The organism is Kiloniella sp. EL199 (assembly GCF_900313065.1).
GTDB lineage: Bacteria > Pseudomonadota > Alphaproteobacteria > Kiloniellales > Kiloniellaceae > Kiloniella.
On the sequence record NZ_OMPU01000010.1, the window covers coordinates 20,753 to 37,107 of the forward strand.

Genomic DNA, 16,355 nt, shown 5'->3' on the forward strand with positions numbered 1-16,355 from the left:
AACAAGTGGAATCATTTCGCAAACTTTACAAGTTTGCGAAGCTTTGCGTCTTGGCGTTGTTAGGGCAACTATCTCTGAATTTCTTAGGGCTAAAGAGACGCTGCGGCTCTGGAGGCTTGATCGTAAAGTCCGGAAATACTGCGCAAAATCTGGGCGGTATGAGTGACTTCATCAAATCTTGTGTCGGTGGCAACTGCCGGATCGATCAGACACAGTTCCCTGATTTTTCTATACTCAGAGCAAGCTTCAGCGCCTTCCTCTGTTGTAGAATAAAAAATCTCTTTCCCTTTTTTGGTTCCTTTGACCAGCTTGCCTTTTATCAGCTTTTTTAGTGAATAGTTCACTGTGTGGGGATCTTCTACGTTTAGAACAAAACAAATGTCGTTCAGTCGTTTTTCCCTATTGCGGTGGTTTACATTGTGAAGCACCAGAACATCCAGAGGGTTGAAATCCTGATGCCCAGCGGCATTCATGCAGCGAACCATCCAACGGGAAAAGCCATTAAATGCGATGATTAATCCATATTCCAGCTCACTCATCTGCCATCCCTGATCACTGGCCAGGTGTTCCGATGAAACGATGTGGCGCGGAGTTTTGGGTTTGTCAGACATACAGGAACCTTTTGATCAATAGAACGGATTATTTCGCAGTTGGCATGGTTATTTTGCCTACATATTGTTCGGAAGGTAGGTCACGATTTCCGGAACGGCAATGATAATAGCAAGCGCCAGTATCAACAGGCCAAAGAATGGCAGGGCAGCCTTTGCAACCGTTAAGATGTTTCGCCCGGTTAATGCCTGTAGAACAAAGAGATTGAAGCCTACGGGGGGCGTAATCTGTGACATCTCGACGACAATGACGATGTATATACCAAACCAAAGCGGATCAATGCCTGCCTGCTCTACCATTGGCATGATCACTGATGTGGTCAGAACGACAACACTGATCCCATCAAGGAAGCAACCGAGTACAACAAAAAATACGGTCAGTGCCGCGAGGAGGGCATAGGGGCTGAGTTCTAGCTCGCCAATCCATTCTGCTAATAGTTTGGGGATGCCAGTAAAGCCCATGGCCACTGTTAAAAAGGCAGCGCCAGCCAGAATAAAGGCAATCATGCAGGATGTTTTGGTTGCGCCCATCAAGCCTTCGAAAAATGTTGTTTTGTTCAGGTCCCCTGTAAACCAGGATAAGAGGAGGGCCAGAACGACACCAACAGCTGCGGCATCAGTCGGAGACGCGATGCCCGTATAAATGGAGCCAATAACACCGCTGATGAGAATGATGACCGGGAGCAGGCTTTTTGCACGTTTCAGCTTTTCGCCCAGAGATATCTCTTCAATAACGTCGGGCAGAATATCCCTATTCATCATGGCCCAGATAATGACAAAGCCGACAAAAAGGCCTACAAGAAGCAGGCCTGGCAGGACACCAGCGATAAAAAGACGGGCGATGGACTGCTCCGTGGCAACGCCATAAACAATCAGAATGATGGATGGCGGAATAAGCAGGCCAAGAGTGGCTGATCCGGCCAAGGTGCCAATCATCATACTTTCCGGGTATTTGCGTTTGGAAAGCTCTGGAATTGACATCTTGCCAATGGTTGCTGCCGTTGCGGCGGATGATCCAGAAACCGCTGCGAAGATTGCGCAGCCAAAGATATTGACGTGTAGAAGCTTGCCCGGAACTTTCCCCATCCAAGGGGAGAGGCCGCTGAACATATCTTCTGATAAGCGGGATCGAAACAGTATTTCCCCCATCCAGATAAAGAGGGGTAAAGCGGCAAGAGCCCATGAATTACTTGCCCCCCAAACGGTTGTGGCAAGAACATCTCCAACCGGTGCATCTGTGAAGAGTGTCATACCAAACAGGCCAACGCCAAAGAGGGAGAAGGCAACCCAGACCCCTGATCCCAGAAGAGCAAACAGGGTGAGCATGAGAAGAAGGGTTAAATAAATTTCTGACATCGTTCTTACCCTCCTTATTCAGCGTGATCTTGTTCTAGCAAGTTTTCACCCTTGCCTTCGTAGCTCGGTTGGCCACCTGTCATAACGCAAAGTAGCTCATCTATCAGGGCAACTGCGAGAATGGCTAACCCTATGAGCATGGGCAGCATGGGTGTCCAGATTGGTATCGCGACCATGCCCGGCGACAGGTCGTTGTATATGTATGATTCGTGCACCAAAAAGCCTGTGTAGACCGTGAAGTAAGCAGTCATTGTCGCTGCGATAGCCAGGCACCAGATTTCAACGCCATGACGTAGCTTTGGTGAGAGGTGTTGCAAAACCAGAGATACCCTGATGTGGCTGCCGTCTCTTAGTGTATAGGCAAGGGCGAGGAATGAGGCGCCAGCTAAAAAAAAGCCGGTAAAATCAGCGTAAGATGGGATTGTTAATCCTATTGCTTCACCGGTGATACGGCTACTGAGGCGATCAAGGAGGTTCAGGAAAACCTGTGCCATGACTATGAGGCAAATCGCGACAATAAAAAAAGCTGCCGTCCAACCGCTTATTGAGTATATTTTATTGAGTATTTGTCTCATGGTCATACACATTCTTGAGTGATGAACACGCCCGCAGGCATTTATTCAAATCAAGCTCTGATTTAAAGGCTCGGGATTTAAAGCCTAAATGAAAGCCGGTATAAGAAAGGGCGATTTATCCACAAACTATGGTGAGATGAACCGCCCAACAGAGAACTTATTTGTTGTAGGCTGTGAGGATCTCTGATCCTTCACTTCCTGCTGATTCTTTCCAATCAGAAAGCATACCGGCACCGACTTCTTTCAGGCCAGTCATCAATTCAGCCGCAGGCGGGTTCACGATTGTCACGCCGTTGTCTTGCATGACTTTGATTTTTGCAGCTGTTTCTTCCTGACTCATTGCCCAACCGCGCTTTTCAGCCTTTTCTGCGGCAGCTAAAACAGCTTTTTGTGTCGCTTCGTCAAGCTTGCGCCAGTATTTTTTGTTAATCACCACAATGTTTTTTGGTACCCACGCTTGAATGTGTGTGTAATGAGAAACAAAGTCCCAGGCTTTGCTGTTTGCGCCAGTGGACGGGGATGTGATCATTGCTTCCACACGACCAGTTGCGTAAGCTTGTGGAATATCAGGAACTTCTACCTGTGTCGGTGCTGCACCTGAAAGCTGGGCGAACTTCTCTAGCGTTGCGTTATAAGCTCTGAACTTAAGGCCTTTGAGGTCATCAACAGTGTTGACTTCCTTCTTGGTGTAAAGCCCTTGTGGTGGCCATGGAACAGAGAAAAGAGGCATCAGACCCTGTTTGTCTAGTAATTTGCTGATCACAGGTTTTTGAGAGGACCATAGCTTTCCTGCTTCGTCATAATTTGTCGCAAGGAATGGAAGCGAGTCTGCGCCAAATGCAGCATGTTCATTCGATAGGCGAGACAGAAAGAATTCTCCGATTGGAACCTGACCACTACGAACAGCATTTTTGATTTCGGGGTGTTTGAAAAGTGATCCGGCGGAATGAACTTTAATTTTCAGGTCACCGTTTGTTGCCGTTTCTACATCTTTGGCAAATTCAATGATGTTGGCAGTATGAAATGTTTTGTCCGGGTATGGTGTTGGCATATCCCAGGTGTCAGCAGCTGCTGTGGCAATTCCACCCATCGCAAGGGCGGCAATACCAGCGGTGAAGTTACGTAAGAGTTTCATTTTTAAAACCTCCCAGGTTTTTCTATCGGTTGGCCTAATATTCGTAGCGATATTTGTGGCCTTAAACGTTCTTTTTGGCTCAATCCTCTTCGTTGATTCGGGAAAAGGTGAGCAATACAGCGCGATGAATGAGCCAAAAATACTTGTGTCATCATTAACGCATGAATTAACGATGACGTTTTGTTGACAAAAAGTCAATAAAACAATAACGATTTATAGTTGATGCGTATCTAATGCTGTAGTTCAATAACGAAAAACTCAAAGAGAGCTAAATTGGATATCCGAGTCCTTACATTAGGCGACAGTGCCTTTACGATTGAGTTTTCTCAGTTTAAGGGAGCAGTCGGAGCGCGCTCAGTCCGCGCTTTAAGACGCTCTGTTGAGCAAGAAATTGAAGAGGGGCGTTTGCCCGGCGTTTTCGATATTATCTCTGCGAGTCGCTCTTTAACGGTGTGTTTGAACCCGGATTTGGTTGATTATAATCAGGTGACAGAACGCGTGGGTGCACTGGCACAGATGCCATCGAATGATGAGGGGGCAAACAAAGAACTTTGGATTCTACCCGCGTGCTACGAGGGTGAATTTGCCCCTGATCTGGAGGAAGTTGCCCAGCGTAGCGGGCTTTCGGTGGCTGAGGTCATAGATGTTCACTCGTCAGCAACATACGACATTTTTTTGATTGGCTTCTTGCCGGGTTTTGCCTTTATGGGAGAGATTGATCAGAGGTTACAATTCCCCAGAAGAACAAGCCCTCGAGTAAGAGTCCCGGCGGGATCTGTTGGTATCGCGAACGAGCAAACGGCTGTTTACCCATGGGAAAGCCCTGGTGGGTGGCATTTGCTTGCCCGCTGTCCGGTTCCTTTCTTTAACAGCGCTTGGGCACAGCCAAGTTTACTCTCCGCGGGTGGCTCGGTGAAGTTCAGGCCTGTTACCACAGAAGAATATAACGATATTAAAGCTGATCTATCTGCGGAGCGACTTGCGCCGCAGAGCTTTCTTTCTTGTGAAGGGGAGAGCTGATGGCAGCAGTCTTAAAAATCCTTTCTCCGGGCATACTCGCGTCTCTTCAGGATGAAGGGCGTCAGGGCTATGCTGGATTTGGTGTGCCAAGAAGTGGTGCGGCAGACTCACTGTCTTTGCAATTGGGAAATGCTTTGGTTGGCAATACACCCTTTGAAACCGCAATAGAATTTCGATTTCTGGGGCCAAAAGTGATCGCAGAAGGCGGGCGAATACGTCTTGGTCTTGCCGGCGACGTAACTGCTGAACACAAATTTGCTGATAGTGGTGAAAGTATAGCCATAAAACCCTGGCAATCATTAACTCTGGATGATGGGGATGTTCTTGCTGTCGATCCATTGAAAGATGGTGCAACTGGCTATCTGACCGTAGAAGGCGGTTTTGATTTGGCCCCAGTACTTGATAGTTGTTCGACGTATGCCCGGGCACGGTTGGGGGGGGTGAATGGTCTTCCTTTGCAAGCAGGGGATAAAATTCAAACAAAGCAGCTTCATCCCCAGGATGGTCTGGAGAGAATTGTTTCTGACCCCATCTCTACATTAACCAAAACGATCCGTGTGCTAGCTGGTCCACAGGATGACTATTTTTCTGAGGTCGAGATCTCTAAGTTCATTGGGGGGCACTATAAAGTTAGTTCCGATGTGGATCGAATGGGTATTCGGTTAGAAGGGCCTGAGTTGGAGCCTTTGCCGGAAAAGGGAAGTGATCTTATTTCAGATGGAATTGTGCCCGGAGCGATTCAGGTGCCGGGAAGTGGGCAACCAATTATTTTGTTTGTCGATTGCCAGACAATTGGCGGTTATCCCAAAATAGGCGTAGTTATTACATCGGACCTTCCGCTTCTTGGGCAGTTGGTGCCTGGGAATGAAATTTGCTTTCAACTGGTTTCGCTTGAGGAGGCGCAAGCTGCGCGGAAAGCTCGAAAATCAGAATTGGAGCGGGCCATATCATCTATTCAGGATTATTTCGGCGAAGGGGTGATGGATTTGAAGGCCTTGTACGAAGTAAATTTGATTGGTGGTGTTGTGAATGCCAGCTTAACAGGGCATTTCCCCGGCCATCTAGAGGGAGGCACAAATGAAAAAAATTAATTTAAATGCTGATATGGGCGAAGGCTTTGGAATGTATTCCATTGGTAATGATGCGGCGATGCTGGATATCATTGGATCTGCAAATATAGCCTGTGGTTACCATGCGGGGGATCCGTTGGTTATGTCAGATGTAACCCGTGCAGCCAGGGATAAAGGGGTGAGTATTGGTGCGCATCCGGCCTTCCCTGATTTGCAAGGGTTTGGGCGTCGTAAAATGCATCTGCCATTGCCCGAGCTGGAAGCTATGATGGTGTATCAAATTGGTGCTCTGATGGCCGTGGCCAAAAGCCAAGGCACCAAGGTCACGCATGTAAAACCGCACGGCGCATTAAATAATATGGCAGCTGTTGATATGGGGATGTCTTTGGCTATTGCCCGTGGAATTGCAGCTGTTGACCCTTCTCTTATCATGTTGGCAACTGCGGGATCTTGTCTATGTAAGGCTGGTCTTGAGCTCGGCTTGCCAACAGCGGGTGAGATTTTTGCAGATAGAACTTATGATGAGAACGGAAACCTGACTCCAAGGTCTGAACCTCATGCCGTAATACATGATCCTGAGCAGTCTGCTGACCAGATCCTCTCTTTTGTAGAGGAAGGTAAGATTATCACGCCATCTGGTAAGCGCATTGATACGCCTATTCATAGTATTTGCGTTCATGGTGATACTGCTGAAGCCGTTGCAATCGCCCGTCGTGTGAAAGAGCGACTGGAACAAGCTGGTTTTGAGTTGGCAACTCTGCCCCGAGTTATGGAAAGCTAGAGAAGCAAAATGCTTTAGCTTTAGTTGCAAGGGTTTAAGTTATTGAGGTTTATGTTACTAAACCTCTTGCACTTACCGCTGTTTTTTCAAGATGATGGCCGTCTAACAAGTAAACATAATCCACCATATTGGATACGACGCAGGCGTGGTTGGGGATGATATGAATTTGGTCCCCGACTTTCGGTGACCATTTACTGTTGCTGAGGTCAAGGATACCGTGTTCTTCACTCAGGCTGGCAATTTTTGCGTCTTGGGCTTCTTTGATCAGGCCGAAGCCTTCCATGCCCAGAAGATCCGATGTCAGCATTTTTGAGCCTGCATCTATGACCGCGCGATCATCTGTTGGGCGGCTGACAACCGTTGCCAGAACGCTCAGGGCGCAATCTTCAATCCGACAAAGGCCTGCTTGAACAAGGGACCTGTCGTTATAGATGTAGGTGCCTGACCTGTGTTCTGTTGCTACAGAAACGTCCTGTGAACGCCACATGTTTGGCGTGCCGCCGTTACTTATTTTAGGGCAGGGAAGACCATTTTCTATCAGTAGATCTTTTGCACGTTTCAGCCAGTTGTTCACTTGGCTCTGGTCGCCCATTGGGGGATAGGTCATTAATCCACCAAGTGTCAGGCCACTTGCGTTGTGAATTAAACGGCCGAGATCAAGTGCTTCCTCAGCCGATTGTACACCGCAGCGATTTGCCCCGGTATCGCACTCAATCAAAACTTCCAGCGGATATTCGGCCTTGGTAAAGGTTTTTGCCAGGCCGTCCACGACATAAGCATTATCGGCAACAACAGACAGGCTACATCTTTGAGCAAGCTTCTCCAGTCTATGTAACTTTTGAGCCCCGATAATGTTGTAGGTAATGAGGATGTCTTTGATGTCTGCCTTAGCCATCGTTTCAGCTTCACCAATCTTTTGACAGGTAATGCCGATTGCACCGGCTGAAATCTGGCGCTGGGCCATAGAGGGTAATTTATGGGTTTTGATGTGGGGGCGAAGCAGGATACCGTGTTGGTCACAGTGACTTTGCAGTTTCTCAATGTTTTTTTGAACGATGTGTGTGTCGATTATAACCGCGGGGGTCATGATATCGTTTGTTACGACAGTTTCAGCCTGTGAAGTATAATCCATACTCAATCCCCAATTGGCTGTGGGTCTGTATTGCCATGAAGAGCAGTGAGGGATGCTCTGATCCGGCGCAGCTTCTCTTTGGTTTTTTCGGGCATCTGGCGTGCGACAGATGCTGCCAAAATATCAATGACAGCAAGGAAGACTAGGCGCGACGCCGTGGGTTTATATATGTCCGGGTCTTCGGGAAGCTCCATACCGATGGTGATGGTGCAGACTTGAGAAAGCTCTGAATTTGGTTTGGTCAGACACACGGTTGTGGCGCCGTATTGATTAGCAATCTTGGCCGTGTCAATCAAAGCTCTGGGGGTGCCCGTTGATGAAATAAAGAACATAAGGTCATCCGGGCCGAGAGTGGCGGCATGCATTCTGAGAAGATATGCATCATGAAGAGACAGGGCTGTAATGCCAAGTCTGAAGAATCTGTTGGCGGCATCAAAGGCAACCGTTGTCGAGCCGCCACCAACGCCACAAAAGATGAGTGTCTTCGTTCGGGTCAGAGCATCGACGGCTCGGGCTATCTCCTCGTGATTTATTTGATTTTTGGCGATCTCGGTCGTTGAGATAAGGGCATCCAGAACCTGATCAACTGTGCTGTCTGTTGATGTGGTAGGTTTATCCGAGCGGGATAGGTATTGCATGCTGACAGCGACGTTTTGTGCCAATTGGATTTTAAAATCCTTGAAGCCATCACAACCAAGTTTTCTGCAAAAGCGAATGACAGTTGGTTCACTGACATCGCAAAACTTGGCTAATGAATTCACGCTGATTTGGCTAACGCTTTCAAGGTTGTTCAGTACGTAGGTTGCGACCTGTTGTTCTCGGGCTTTAAAGCTGCCGTCCATTTTTTTTATTTTTGTGATCAGATCAAAAGTCGCAGCCAATTGAACATCCTTATGCATTTAAGTTCGATATAAATCCATACTACGTAGTTAAATTACAAAAACAATGGTTTTTGATTATGAGGACTAGTTATGTCCATAAAGTTACGTCATGTTACTGCAAAATGAAATTAATTTACGTAATTTTACTTTACAAAAATCGATTCTGAACAGTAAATGTAGTTAAGCTACGTTTTGGGAGGGGTGATGAGAGCTTTTGCCGCAAAAGCCAGTAAAAGAATGAATTGGGTTGTGGAGCGCATTGTTGCTGTACTGATGCTGTTATTGGTTCTGGATGTATGGTTGGGTGTTGTTGATCGATATCTTTTTCATTGGCAACTACCCTGGCCAGAAGTTCTGGCCCGCTATCTGATGATCTGGGCGGCACTTCTGGCTATCTCGGCAGGGATTGCACGCAGAGAACATATCGGCCTTTCCCTCCTAATTGATCGTTTGCCACAGGTTTTCCGCAAGCCCCTCCTTATTCTAGTTGATGTGATGACTTTTGCCCTGTTCGCTTTTTTATGTTGGTACGGCATAGATTTTACTGTTGGTGGCGGGAACCGTCAGGCCATGATTTTTGGTATGACATTGGCGATGCCTTTTGCCGCGATACCGGTTTCTTCTGCTGTTGCTGCGATCCAGGTCTTGTTGGTTGCTTTCAGGGATCAGGGCGACGTAATGACCGATTCTAACGATAGCTTACCGTCTGGTGCAGGAGCAGTTCAATGATCGTTGGTATTGCTTTTGTCGTTCTGGTTTTGATTGGAATGCCCATTGGTTTTGCCCTCGGGCTTGCGGGGGTTATTGGGCTTGTTGACATGGGGGGAGGTGCTTTTTTTGCACTGGCTCCAAGTAAGATGTTCAATGGACTGAATATCTTTCCTTTTCTGGCAATGCCTTTTTTTATCCTCGCTGGTGAAATTATGAACCACACAGGGATTACACATCGTCTGGTGACTTTGGCACAGGCATTGGTCGGGCATTTCCGGGGTGGATTGGCGCACACCAACATGCTTGCTTCGGTTTTCTTTGCCGGCTTAACGGGGGCGGCAACGGCAGATGCTGCGGCTTTTGGCAAGACACTTGTTCCGGCAATGGTCAAGCGGGGCTATAGCCGGGATTATGCCTGTGCAGTAACAGCAGCGGGGTCCATTATTGGTCCGACGATTCCTCCCTCTGGTTTGATGGTTGTTTATGGCTCTTTGATGGGGGTTTCCATTGGTGGGCTGTTTGCAGCGGGAATTCTGCCGGGCTTATTGATTTGCCTTGTTTGTATGATTGTTATTGCTGTTGGTGTTAAGGCAAATAATCTTCCAGAAGCGGAAGAGAGGTCCAGTTTTAGAGAGCTTTGGCAGGTTTTTAAGTCTTCGATATTGGCACTCTTTATGCCAATTATCATTCTTGGCGGCATACTTGGTGGCATTGTTACACCTACAGAGGCTGCTTCGATTGCCGTGGGTTATGCGTTGTTTATTGGTGTTGTGGTTTATCGTGCAATTACAGTCTCTGATTTTATCGGAATGTTGATCCGCACAGCCCGTATCACCGGGGTAATTTTTGTCATCATTGCCTTTGCCGCAATTTTGGGATGGTGGATGAGCTTTAACCGCATCCCACAGGAAATTGCCGAAGCTATTCTGTCGATTTCAAACAACCCTTACATCATTATCGGTTTGGTTATCTTTTTGCTTCTTGCCATTGGGATGGTGATGGATATCACAGCCATCTTGATTTTGCTGGCCCCGGTTCTTGTACCATTGACTGAACATGTTGGTCTGGAACCTATTCACGCCGGGATCATTTTTGTTCTTGCTTTGAACATATCCTTGATGACGCCACCGGTAGGGGCCTGTCTCTTTGTCTTGTCTTCTGTAACGGGGGAAAGGCTGGAACGTATAGCGGCAAAGCTATGGCCTTTCCTTATTGCCGAAATCGTCATCCTGTTCATTTTTGCCTTTTGGGAGGATCTGGCCCTGGCCCTTCCCCGATTACTGGGATTTGCCTGATCCCAGCGAGATGAGGAGTGGCGGCTGCTCCTTCATTTTATTGAAACTACAGACGCAAGTTTGAAAAAGAAATAAATATAGGGAGACGTAAAATGAAGTTACTGAAAAAAGTGGCGACTTCTGTTGCAGTGGGTGCTTTGCTTTGTTCAAGTGTTACGGGGGCAATGGCGGGACCTAAAGTTCTCAAGTTCGGTCACGATAACAAGATGGACCCGTTTGAAAATCCGGCACATGCCTGTACAGCGGTTTTTGCCAATATTGTTGAGGCCGATACGAACGGTTCTATCGAAGTTGAAGTCTATCCTTCGAATCAACTCGGGTCTGCGAAAGAACACGTTCAGTTGGTGCGTGATAATGTGATACAGGCGACATTGACTTCCACGGGGGCAATCTCGTCTTACTATCCACGTATTGATGTTTTGAATCTGGCTTTTGCCTTTGATCATAATGCAGCGACCTATGACGTTTTTGATGGTCCCTTTGGTGCCGAACTATCCAGAGATATCGAAGAAACTGTCAGTGGTGTAAAGGTACTCGGTTTCCCCGACACAGGCGGTTTCTTTGCGGTGACAAACTCTAAGCATCCGATTAAAAATCTTGAAGATTTCAAGGGAATTCGTGTTCGTACAATGACCTTGCCATCTCATCAGAAGATTATTCAATCACTTGGTGGCGAAGCCTATCCTTTGGCGTGGGGTGAAGTTTATTCCGGTTTGCAGACAGGTGTAATTGACGGGCAAATGAATCCGGTGCCGATTATCTCGTTTGCCAAGTTCTCTGAAGTTCAGAAATACATGACCCTGACCAACCATCTTTTTGCGCCTTATACCTTTATGGTCTCAAAGGCTTTCTGGGATGACCTTACTGCTGATGAGCAGCGTGTTTTGAACTACGCGGCCAATTCCTGTGTGGTTGCGAGCCGTGGCCTTAGTCGTGTTATTGAAGCTTCTGATCGTGGCTTGGCGGGTTTGAAAGACAAGATTGAGGTTACCGCCCTGTCAGCAGAAGCCCGTGATCAGTTTAAATCTGCGGCACAACCTGTTGTTCTGAAACATGTAGAAGAAACACTTGGGGAAAAAGGTATTACGCTTCTGAATCTTTTCCAAGAAGAACTGGGTAAAGCCAATACACGTAATTATCTCAAATAATTACTCATTTAACCCGAGGGAGGAATCTCCCTCGGGCTTTCTTTTAGAATATTTATACGATTACTTTATAAGGATTTCCTGTGCGAATATTTTGCGCATCAATCGCTACCGAGACAAATACCTTTTCTCCACTGCGTGCAGATCTGAATGATTTTAAGGAAAGCTTCTACGCCGCGCCGGGGGAACACCCTGAAACGCCAACGCTTTGCAGTGCTGTTTTCCCTGTGTGTCGAAGAAAAGCAAAAGAAGAGGGGTGGGAGCTTGTTGAGGGGACGGCAACCTGGGCAGAACCGGGAGGCATTGTAAATGCGAAAACCTGGGATGCATTAAGAGAAGAAGTTCTGGATCAATTGCGATCAGCTCTTCCTGTTGATGCTGTTGTCCTTGGGCTACATGGGGCCATGGTCGCCCAGAACTGCCAGGATTGTGAGGGGGCATTACTCGAGGCTGTTCGGGAAATTGTTGGTCCGGATGTTGTTATCGGGGCGACCCTTGATCCGCATAGCCATCTTTCGCAAAAACGAACCAAGAATGCTGATATTCTTGTTGCCTTCAAAGAGTTTCCTCATACGGATTTTGTTGAATGTGCCGAGAGTTGTGTTGATCTGATTGCGCGTACGGTAAAAGGAGAAATTATCCCCGAACTTCATGTGGCCGATTGCAATATGATCGAAGTCCTGCCAACAAGCCGTGAACCAATGCGAAGTTTTGTGGACAAGATCAAGAACCTTGAAGGCCAAAAGGGTATTTTATCCATTTCTGTTATTCACGGTTTTATGGCCGGAGATGTTCCGGATATGGGGACAAAAGTACTGATTGTTGCTGAACAGGGACAAGAGCAAGCCTCGTTATTGGCTCAAGATCTCAGTCAGGAACTGTTTTCCTTTCGGGGGGCAACACGCCCGGAATTTTTGTCTGCGTCAGAAGCCGTTGCCCGGGCAAAGGTTTCTGATAGCTCCCCTGTTGTTATTGCTGATGTCTGGGATAATCCTGGCGGAGGTGTGCCGGGCGATTCAACAATTTTACTTCGCACCTTGGTTGAGCAAAAAGCCTTTGATGCGGCTGTTGGCACAATTTGGGATCCAATAGCTGTAAAGACATGCATTTCAGCAGGCGAAGGCGCCAGGCTCAAATTGCGATTTGGAAGTAAAATGTCGAACACAGCTGGCCCCCCCATAGATGCTGAAGTGACGGTTCTCAAAATTGTTCTGAATGCAACGCAGAATTTTGGGACATCTATTGTTCCGTTGGGGGATAGTGTTGCGATTGATTACCTCGGGATCACTGTCATCCTCAATTCCAACCGCAGTCAGAGCTTTGATCCAAGCTTGTTCCGAAACCTTGGTGTTGAACCGGAGTCAAAAAAGATTTTGGTGATTAAATCCACCAATCATTTTTACGATGCCTTTGCTCCCGTAGCATCGGAAATTCTCTATGCCAGTGTCGACGGACCTTATCCTAATGATCCCAGAACAACGGATTACAAGTTTGCCCGTGCAGATATTTGGCCGAGAAGAGGGGACGGAGCTAATTAATATTTTTGCCTGCTTCAGCAATGTCCCAAAAAAGCCCAGCCATGTTTCTAAGGCCATCTTTTACAATTGACTTGAGCAGGTGTTCATTGGGGGCATGTTGCGAGCAACCACCATAAGAGTGGGGCACCCATACTGTTGGAAGGCCTAGAATTTCACTAAAGGTTTCGTTAGGGAGAGATCCGGCGAGATTGGGAAGTATGTGTGGTGATTTGCCACTTGTTTTTTGAATGGATTTTGCGGCAAAATTTACCCAAGGATGGTCCGGGTCAAGGCGGGTCGCATGGAAAAAAGCTTCTTTACTTGGAATAATTTCAACAGAAGAAAAACCGGATTTATCAAGATGCCTGCGGAGTGCGGGGAGAATGTCATCCGTGTCAGTCCCAACCACAAATCTGAGCTGGCAATGGGCATTGGCATGACCTGCAATGGCATTCACCGGAGCTTCAGGGATACCACTTTTCATGGCAAGAACTGCAAAGGAATTCCAGCCAAAAGCACGTTGCGCCGGATCCAGTCCTTCTTCCCCCCAATCGTGGTTGATTTCCGGACCACCATCTATGGGAAGATCTTTTAAAGTATTTTTAATGTCATCTGTCAGACTTGATGGGCGCCATTCTGGAATTTGAATTTGACCTTTGGCATCTGTGATTGTTGATATGGCGTGGGATAGTATTATTGCAGGATCTGCGAGCAAGCCGCCCCAGTTACCTGAATGGTTCGCGCCATTCCGTAAATTAACCGCCAGGTCAAAGTTAATGGCCCCACGAGTTCCCATGAACAAGGTTGGGGTATCTGATTGAAGTCTGGGGCCATCAGATGCAATCAGGACATCGGCTTTCAAAAGGTCTTTGTGACTCTCAAAAAATTGAGCAAGGCCGGCTGATCCAGTTTCTTCGGACGTTTCAATAATAACTTTCAGATTGAAACCCAATGCCCTTCGTTCTTCTAGAAGACATGTCAGCGCGGCAAGATTGATTAGATGCTGTCCTTTGTTATCTGCGGTTCCCCGGCCATAGATTTTTTCGCCTTTGGTTTCGACTTCAAAGGGATGTAGCCCTTCCTGCCATTGATCCGTTTGTGCACGAATGACATCACCGTGACCATAGGTGAGAACTGTTGGTAAATCAGGAGATTCGAGTCGTTCGCCGATCAGGAAAGGTCCCCCGGCTGGATCAGGGTTTTCGTATATATGGCCCTTGATACCGAGTTTGTCCAAGAGCGGGGTTATTTCTTCGCGAAGATATCGATAAAGCTCTGTATGCTGATCCGGGTTTTGACTTTCGGTTTCAACCGCTATCAAACGCTCCAGATCAGTGAGAAACTGGCCATTATCAAAGTAATTTTCAGCCCGTTTTATCGTTGCTTCACGTGTCGCCATTATTCCGTTTCTCCCTCTGCAACAGCATCACCCCATGGTGACATGATTTCTGTGCATCCTGAATTCATGCCGTTTTCTCTGGAGACACCAGCAGGGCAGGCAAAGGCGTAGGGGAATACGGTTCGTTTTGTTGTGGTAACGTCGTGCTTCCTGGATAGTTCTGTAAGAATTTCAGGGGCAAGATCTTCGTCCGCAATAATAACATCACCGCCGGAAACATCCATTCTGGGATGATGAAACGCGTCTTCGAGGCTCATGTTATGATCTGTCATAAAAGAAGAAAGCTGCATAACTGCGGGCATGATTTTTCGTCCGCCCGAGGCACCAATCGCAAAGCGTCGCAGGTTCTGCCCATCTGCTCCCTGTTCGTCGATGACCTGCTCGCCGATTATGGGACAGACATTCATCAGGCAGCGTTTGTTAGGTGCAAGGGAATTTGGATGCCCCTGTTCCGGATCAAACCACATGATGCCATTATTCATAAGCAATCCGGTACTCGGTGAGATAACCCGCGATCCAAAAAGAGACAGCAGCGTTTGAGTCATGGAAACCATATTGCCGTGTCGATCAACAATGGAAAAGTGTGTGGTGCAGGATGGGGCATGGGGAGCATCCTGGTCCCCCATTGTTGCCAGTCGTCTTTCATATGCTTTATTCAAAGCCTCAGCATAGGCACTGAAGCTTTTCACTGAGGGAGAACGTTCAGGCGTAAACATCTGTTCCATTTGCCCTAAAGTATCTGCGAGTGTTGGTCCGGCAGTAAGCATTGGTGTGGCGAATATACGGTTGCCTCTATAGGGAATGGCCAGAGGATCTTCAAACTCGATTGCATAGGAGGCAAGATCATCCAGAGAAAGAAAGCCGCCTTTGCCTTGAATGTCTTGCACCATTGAGGCGGCGATATCTCCCCGATAGAAGTCTTCGGGACCTTGTTCCGCTAAATGGGTTAACGTGCTGGCAAACAAAGACTGATCTATGCGTTTTTCGGATAAGGCTGTCCAACCCGCGATAGTTGGCCATTGTCCATTTTCTAAAAACATCGCAGCTGCGTCTGGGTCTTTGGACAGTGCCTGAGTGGCCGAGGCTATAATCAAGGCAGCATACCAATCAACGAGCAACCCGGATCTTGCTTCCTTGATGGCGGGCTGTAACAGATCTTTCCAGGGCATCTTGCCAAATGCTTTGTGGGCTTTTCCTGCGCCCGCAACAGTACTCGGAACGGCAATGGAAAGAGGTCCCTGGACGTTTAAATCACCTTCTACGGCGCGCCAGGGGAAAAGGTCAGCGGCTTTCCCGTCTGCTGATAGTGGAAAGGCGTTAATATCCAGTGATCTAGGTGATTTCATTCCGTAAGTGAGAGCATAGGATTTTTGTTCCGCCTCGCGCCATATCATCATGGCCCCTCCACCTGCCGGGCCACTCATCCAGGGTTCAAGAACGCCCATTGCAAAGGAAACGGCAACCGCAGCATCAATCGCATCTCCACCTTGTTCCAGAACTTCTGCACCTATTTCTGCTGCTTTTATGTGTTGAGCTGCGACAATGCCGCCATTTGATTTCGTGGCAGGTTTACGGACGATTTGAGATCTGGAAAAACTATGTGACACAGGGAGTACTCACTGAAAATCATGAAAGGATGATACGGTCAGGAAAGCTATTTTGTCGATCTTATGAACAGAGGTCAAAGAATTGCTGACACATAGTGTGATTGGATGAATAGCAAGGAAGCA

The 16,355-nt window shown here is 47.5% G+C and carries 15 protein-coding genes; 7 read left to right on the top strand and 8 right to left on the bottom strand.

The genetic code is table 11. The annotated features are described in order from the left end of the window. Window positions 1-89: 89 nt before the first annotated feature. The 4 genes from D9A03_RS08625 to D9A03_RS08640 form a co-directional block, all read right to left on the bottom strand. A complete protein-coding gene (locus D9A03_RS08625) occupies window positions 90-611 on the bottom strand; it encodes a winged helix DNA-binding protein (RefSeq protein WP_120496803.1) in 522 nt (173 codons plus the stop codon). 57 nt (window positions 612-668) lie between these two features. Beyond that, complete coding sequence (locus D9A03_RS08630; RefSeq protein WP_120496804.1) at window positions 669-1,964, bottom strand: TRAP transporter large permease; 1,296 nt, start codon at window positions 1,962-1,964, stop codon at window positions 669-671. Between the two features lie 14 nt (window positions 1,965-1,978). Then, entirely contained in the window at window positions 1,979-2,545 is a 567-nt protein-coding gene (locus D9A03_RS08635) for a TRAP transporter small permease (RefSeq protein ID WP_254055001.1), read from the bottom strand. Window positions 2,546-2,696: 151 nt separating this feature from the next. Further along, the gene (locus D9A03_RS08640; RefSeq protein WP_120496806.1) at window positions 2,697-3,674 is read right to left on the bottom strand and encodes a TRAP transporter substrate-binding protein; all 978 of its coding nucleotides are present in this window, start codon (window positions 3,672-3,674) and stop codon (window positions 2,697-2,699) included. A 273-nt stretch (window positions 3,675-3,947) separates the two neighbouring features. Here D9A03_RS08640 and pxpB point away from each other — a divergent pair, with 273 nt between their 5' ends. Genes pxpB through D9A03_RS08655 form a run of 3 tightly spaced genes read left to right on the top strand, consistent with a single transcriptional unit; the run spans window position 3,948 to window position 6,545 of the window. Continuing rightward, window positions 3,948-4,694 carry a 5-oxoprolinase subunit PxpB gene (gene pxpB / locus D9A03_RS08645; protein ID WP_162938048.1) on the top strand — a complete coding sequence of 249 codons (747 nt, stop codon included), beginning with the start codon at window positions 3,948-3,950 and terminating at the stop codon, window positions 4,692-4,694. Further along, on the top strand, window positions 4,694-5,785 hold the full coding sequence (locus tag D9A03_RS08650; protein WP_120496808.1) for a biotin-dependent carboxyltransferase family protein: 1,092 nt from the start codon (window positions 4,694-4,696) through the stop codon (window positions 5,783-5,785). Before pxpB ends, D9A03_RS08650 begins: the two co-directional genes overlap by 1 nt. Continuing rightward, a complete protein-coding gene (locus tag D9A03_RS08655; RefSeq protein ID WP_120496809.1) occupies window positions 5,772-6,545 on the top strand; it encodes a LamB/YcsF family protein in 774 nt (257 codons plus the stop codon). The genes D9A03_RS08650 and D9A03_RS08655 overlap by 14 nt, the downstream gene beginning before the upstream one ends. A 49-nt stretch (window positions 6,546-6,594) precedes the next feature. Here the strand turns inward: D9A03_RS08655 and D9A03_RS08660 are convergent, their stop codons facing one another. Then, window positions 6,595-7,677, bottom strand: a complete 1,083-nt coding sequence (locus tag D9A03_RS08660; protein WP_120496810.1) for a D-TA family PLP-dependent enzyme — start codon at window positions 7,675-7,677, stop codon at window positions 6,595-6,597. Window positions 7,678-7,679: 2 nt separating this feature from the next. Continuing rightward, on the bottom strand, window positions 7,680-8,558 hold the full coding sequence (locus tag D9A03_RS08665; protein ID WP_254055002.1) for a MurR/RpiR family transcriptional regulator: 879 nt from the start codon (window positions 8,556-8,558) through the stop codon (window positions 7,680-7,682). A gap of 204 nt (window positions 8,559-8,762) precedes the next feature. On the opposite strand from D9A03_RS08665, the gene D9A03_RS08670 reads away from it, so the two are divergent. The 4 genes from D9A03_RS08670 to D9A03_RS08685 all read left to right on the top strand — a co-directional run bounded on the left by D9A03_RS08670 (window position 8,763) and on the right by D9A03_RS08685 (window position 13,247). Continuing rightward, window positions 8,763-9,287 (top strand): TRAP transporter small permease, encoded by a 525-nt coding sequence (locus tag D9A03_RS08670; RefSeq protein ID WP_120496812.1) that lies wholly within the window; start codon window positions 8,763-8,765, stop codon window positions 9,285-9,287. Next, on the top strand, window positions 9,284-10,564 hold the full coding sequence (locus tag D9A03_RS08675; RefSeq protein ID WP_120496813.1) for a TRAP transporter large permease: 1,281 nt from the start codon (window positions 9,284-9,286) through the stop codon (window positions 10,562-10,564). The genes D9A03_RS08670 and D9A03_RS08675 overlap by 4 nt, the downstream gene beginning before the upstream one ends. A gap of 92 nt (window positions 10,565-10,656) precedes the next feature. Continuing rightward, window positions 10,657-11,712: a DctP family TRAP transporter solute-binding subunit gene (locus tag D9A03_RS08680; protein WP_120496814.1), complete on the top strand. Its 1,056-nt coding sequence runs from the start codon at window positions 10,657-10,659 to the stop codon at window positions 11,710-11,712. A gap of 80 nt (window positions 11,713-11,792) precedes the next feature. Next, on the top strand, window positions 11,793-13,247 hold the full coding sequence (locus D9A03_RS08685; RefSeq protein ID WP_120496815.1) for a M81 family metallopeptidase: 1,455 nt from the start codon (window positions 11,793-11,795) through the stop codon (window positions 13,245-13,247). Here the strand turns inward: D9A03_RS08685 and D9A03_RS08690 are convergent. Continuing rightward, on the bottom strand, window positions 13,240-14,625 hold the full coding sequence (locus tag D9A03_RS08690; protein WP_120496816.1) for a M20 family metallopeptidase: 1,386 nt from the start codon (window positions 14,623-14,625) through the stop codon (window positions 13,240-13,242). The genes D9A03_RS08685 and D9A03_RS08690 overlap by 8 nt on opposite strands. Then, window positions 14,625-16,232, bottom strand: a complete 1,608-nt coding sequence (locus tag D9A03_RS08695; RefSeq protein WP_120496817.1) for a gamma-glutamyltransferase family protein — start codon at window positions 16,230-16,232, stop codon at window positions 14,625-14,627. The genes D9A03_RS08690 and D9A03_RS08695 overlap by 1 nt, the downstream gene beginning before the upstream one ends. Between the last annotated feature and the right edge of the window lie 123 nt (window positions 16,233-16,355).

Bases quoted from the DNA above. Each gene is read 5' to 3' on its own strand.
- D9A03_RS08670 (WP_120496812.1), top strand. From the start codon at position 8,763: ATGAGAGCTTTTGCCGCAAAAGCCAGTAAAAGAATGAATTGGGTTGTG.
- D9A03_RS08640 (WP_120496806.1), bottom strand. From the start codon at position 3,674: ATGAAACTCTTACGTAACTTCACCGCTGGTATTGCCGCCCTTGCGATG.
- D9A03_RS08625 (WP_120496803.1), bottom strand. From the start codon at position 611: ATGTCTGACAAACCCAAAACTCCGCGCCACATCGTTTCATCGGAACAC.
- D9A03_RS08690 (WP_120496816.1), bottom strand. From the start codon at position 14,625: ATGGCGACACGTGAAGCAACGATAAAACGGGCTGAAAATTACTTTGAT.
- D9A03_RS08630 (WP_120496804.1), bottom strand. From the start codon at position 1,964: ATGTCAGAAATTTATTTAACCCTTCTTCTCATGCTCACCCTGTTTGCT.
- D9A03_RS08680 (WP_120496814.1), top strand. From the start codon at position 10,657: ATGAAGTTACTGAAAAAAGTGGCGACTTCTGTTGCAGTGGGTGCTTTG.
- D9A03_RS08650 (WP_120496808.1), top strand. From the start codon at position 4,694: ATGGCAGCAGTCTTAAAAATCCTTTCTCCGGGCATACTCGCGTCTCTT.
- D9A03_RS08660 (WP_120496810.1), bottom strand. From the start codon at position 7,677: ATGGATTATACTTCACAGGCTGAAACTGTCGTAACAAACGATATCATG.
- D9A03_RS08675 (WP_120496813.1), top strand. From the start codon at position 9,284: ATGATCGTTGGTATTGCTTTTGTCGTTCTGGTTTTGATTGGAATGCCC.
- D9A03_RS08635 (WP_254055001.1), bottom strand. From the start codon at position 2,545: ATGACCATGAGACAAATACTCAATAAAATATACTCAATAAGCGGTTGG.
- D9A03_RS08655 (WP_120496809.1), top strand. From the start codon at position 5,772: ATGAAAAAAATTAATTTAAATGCTGATATGGGCGAAGGCTTTGGAATG.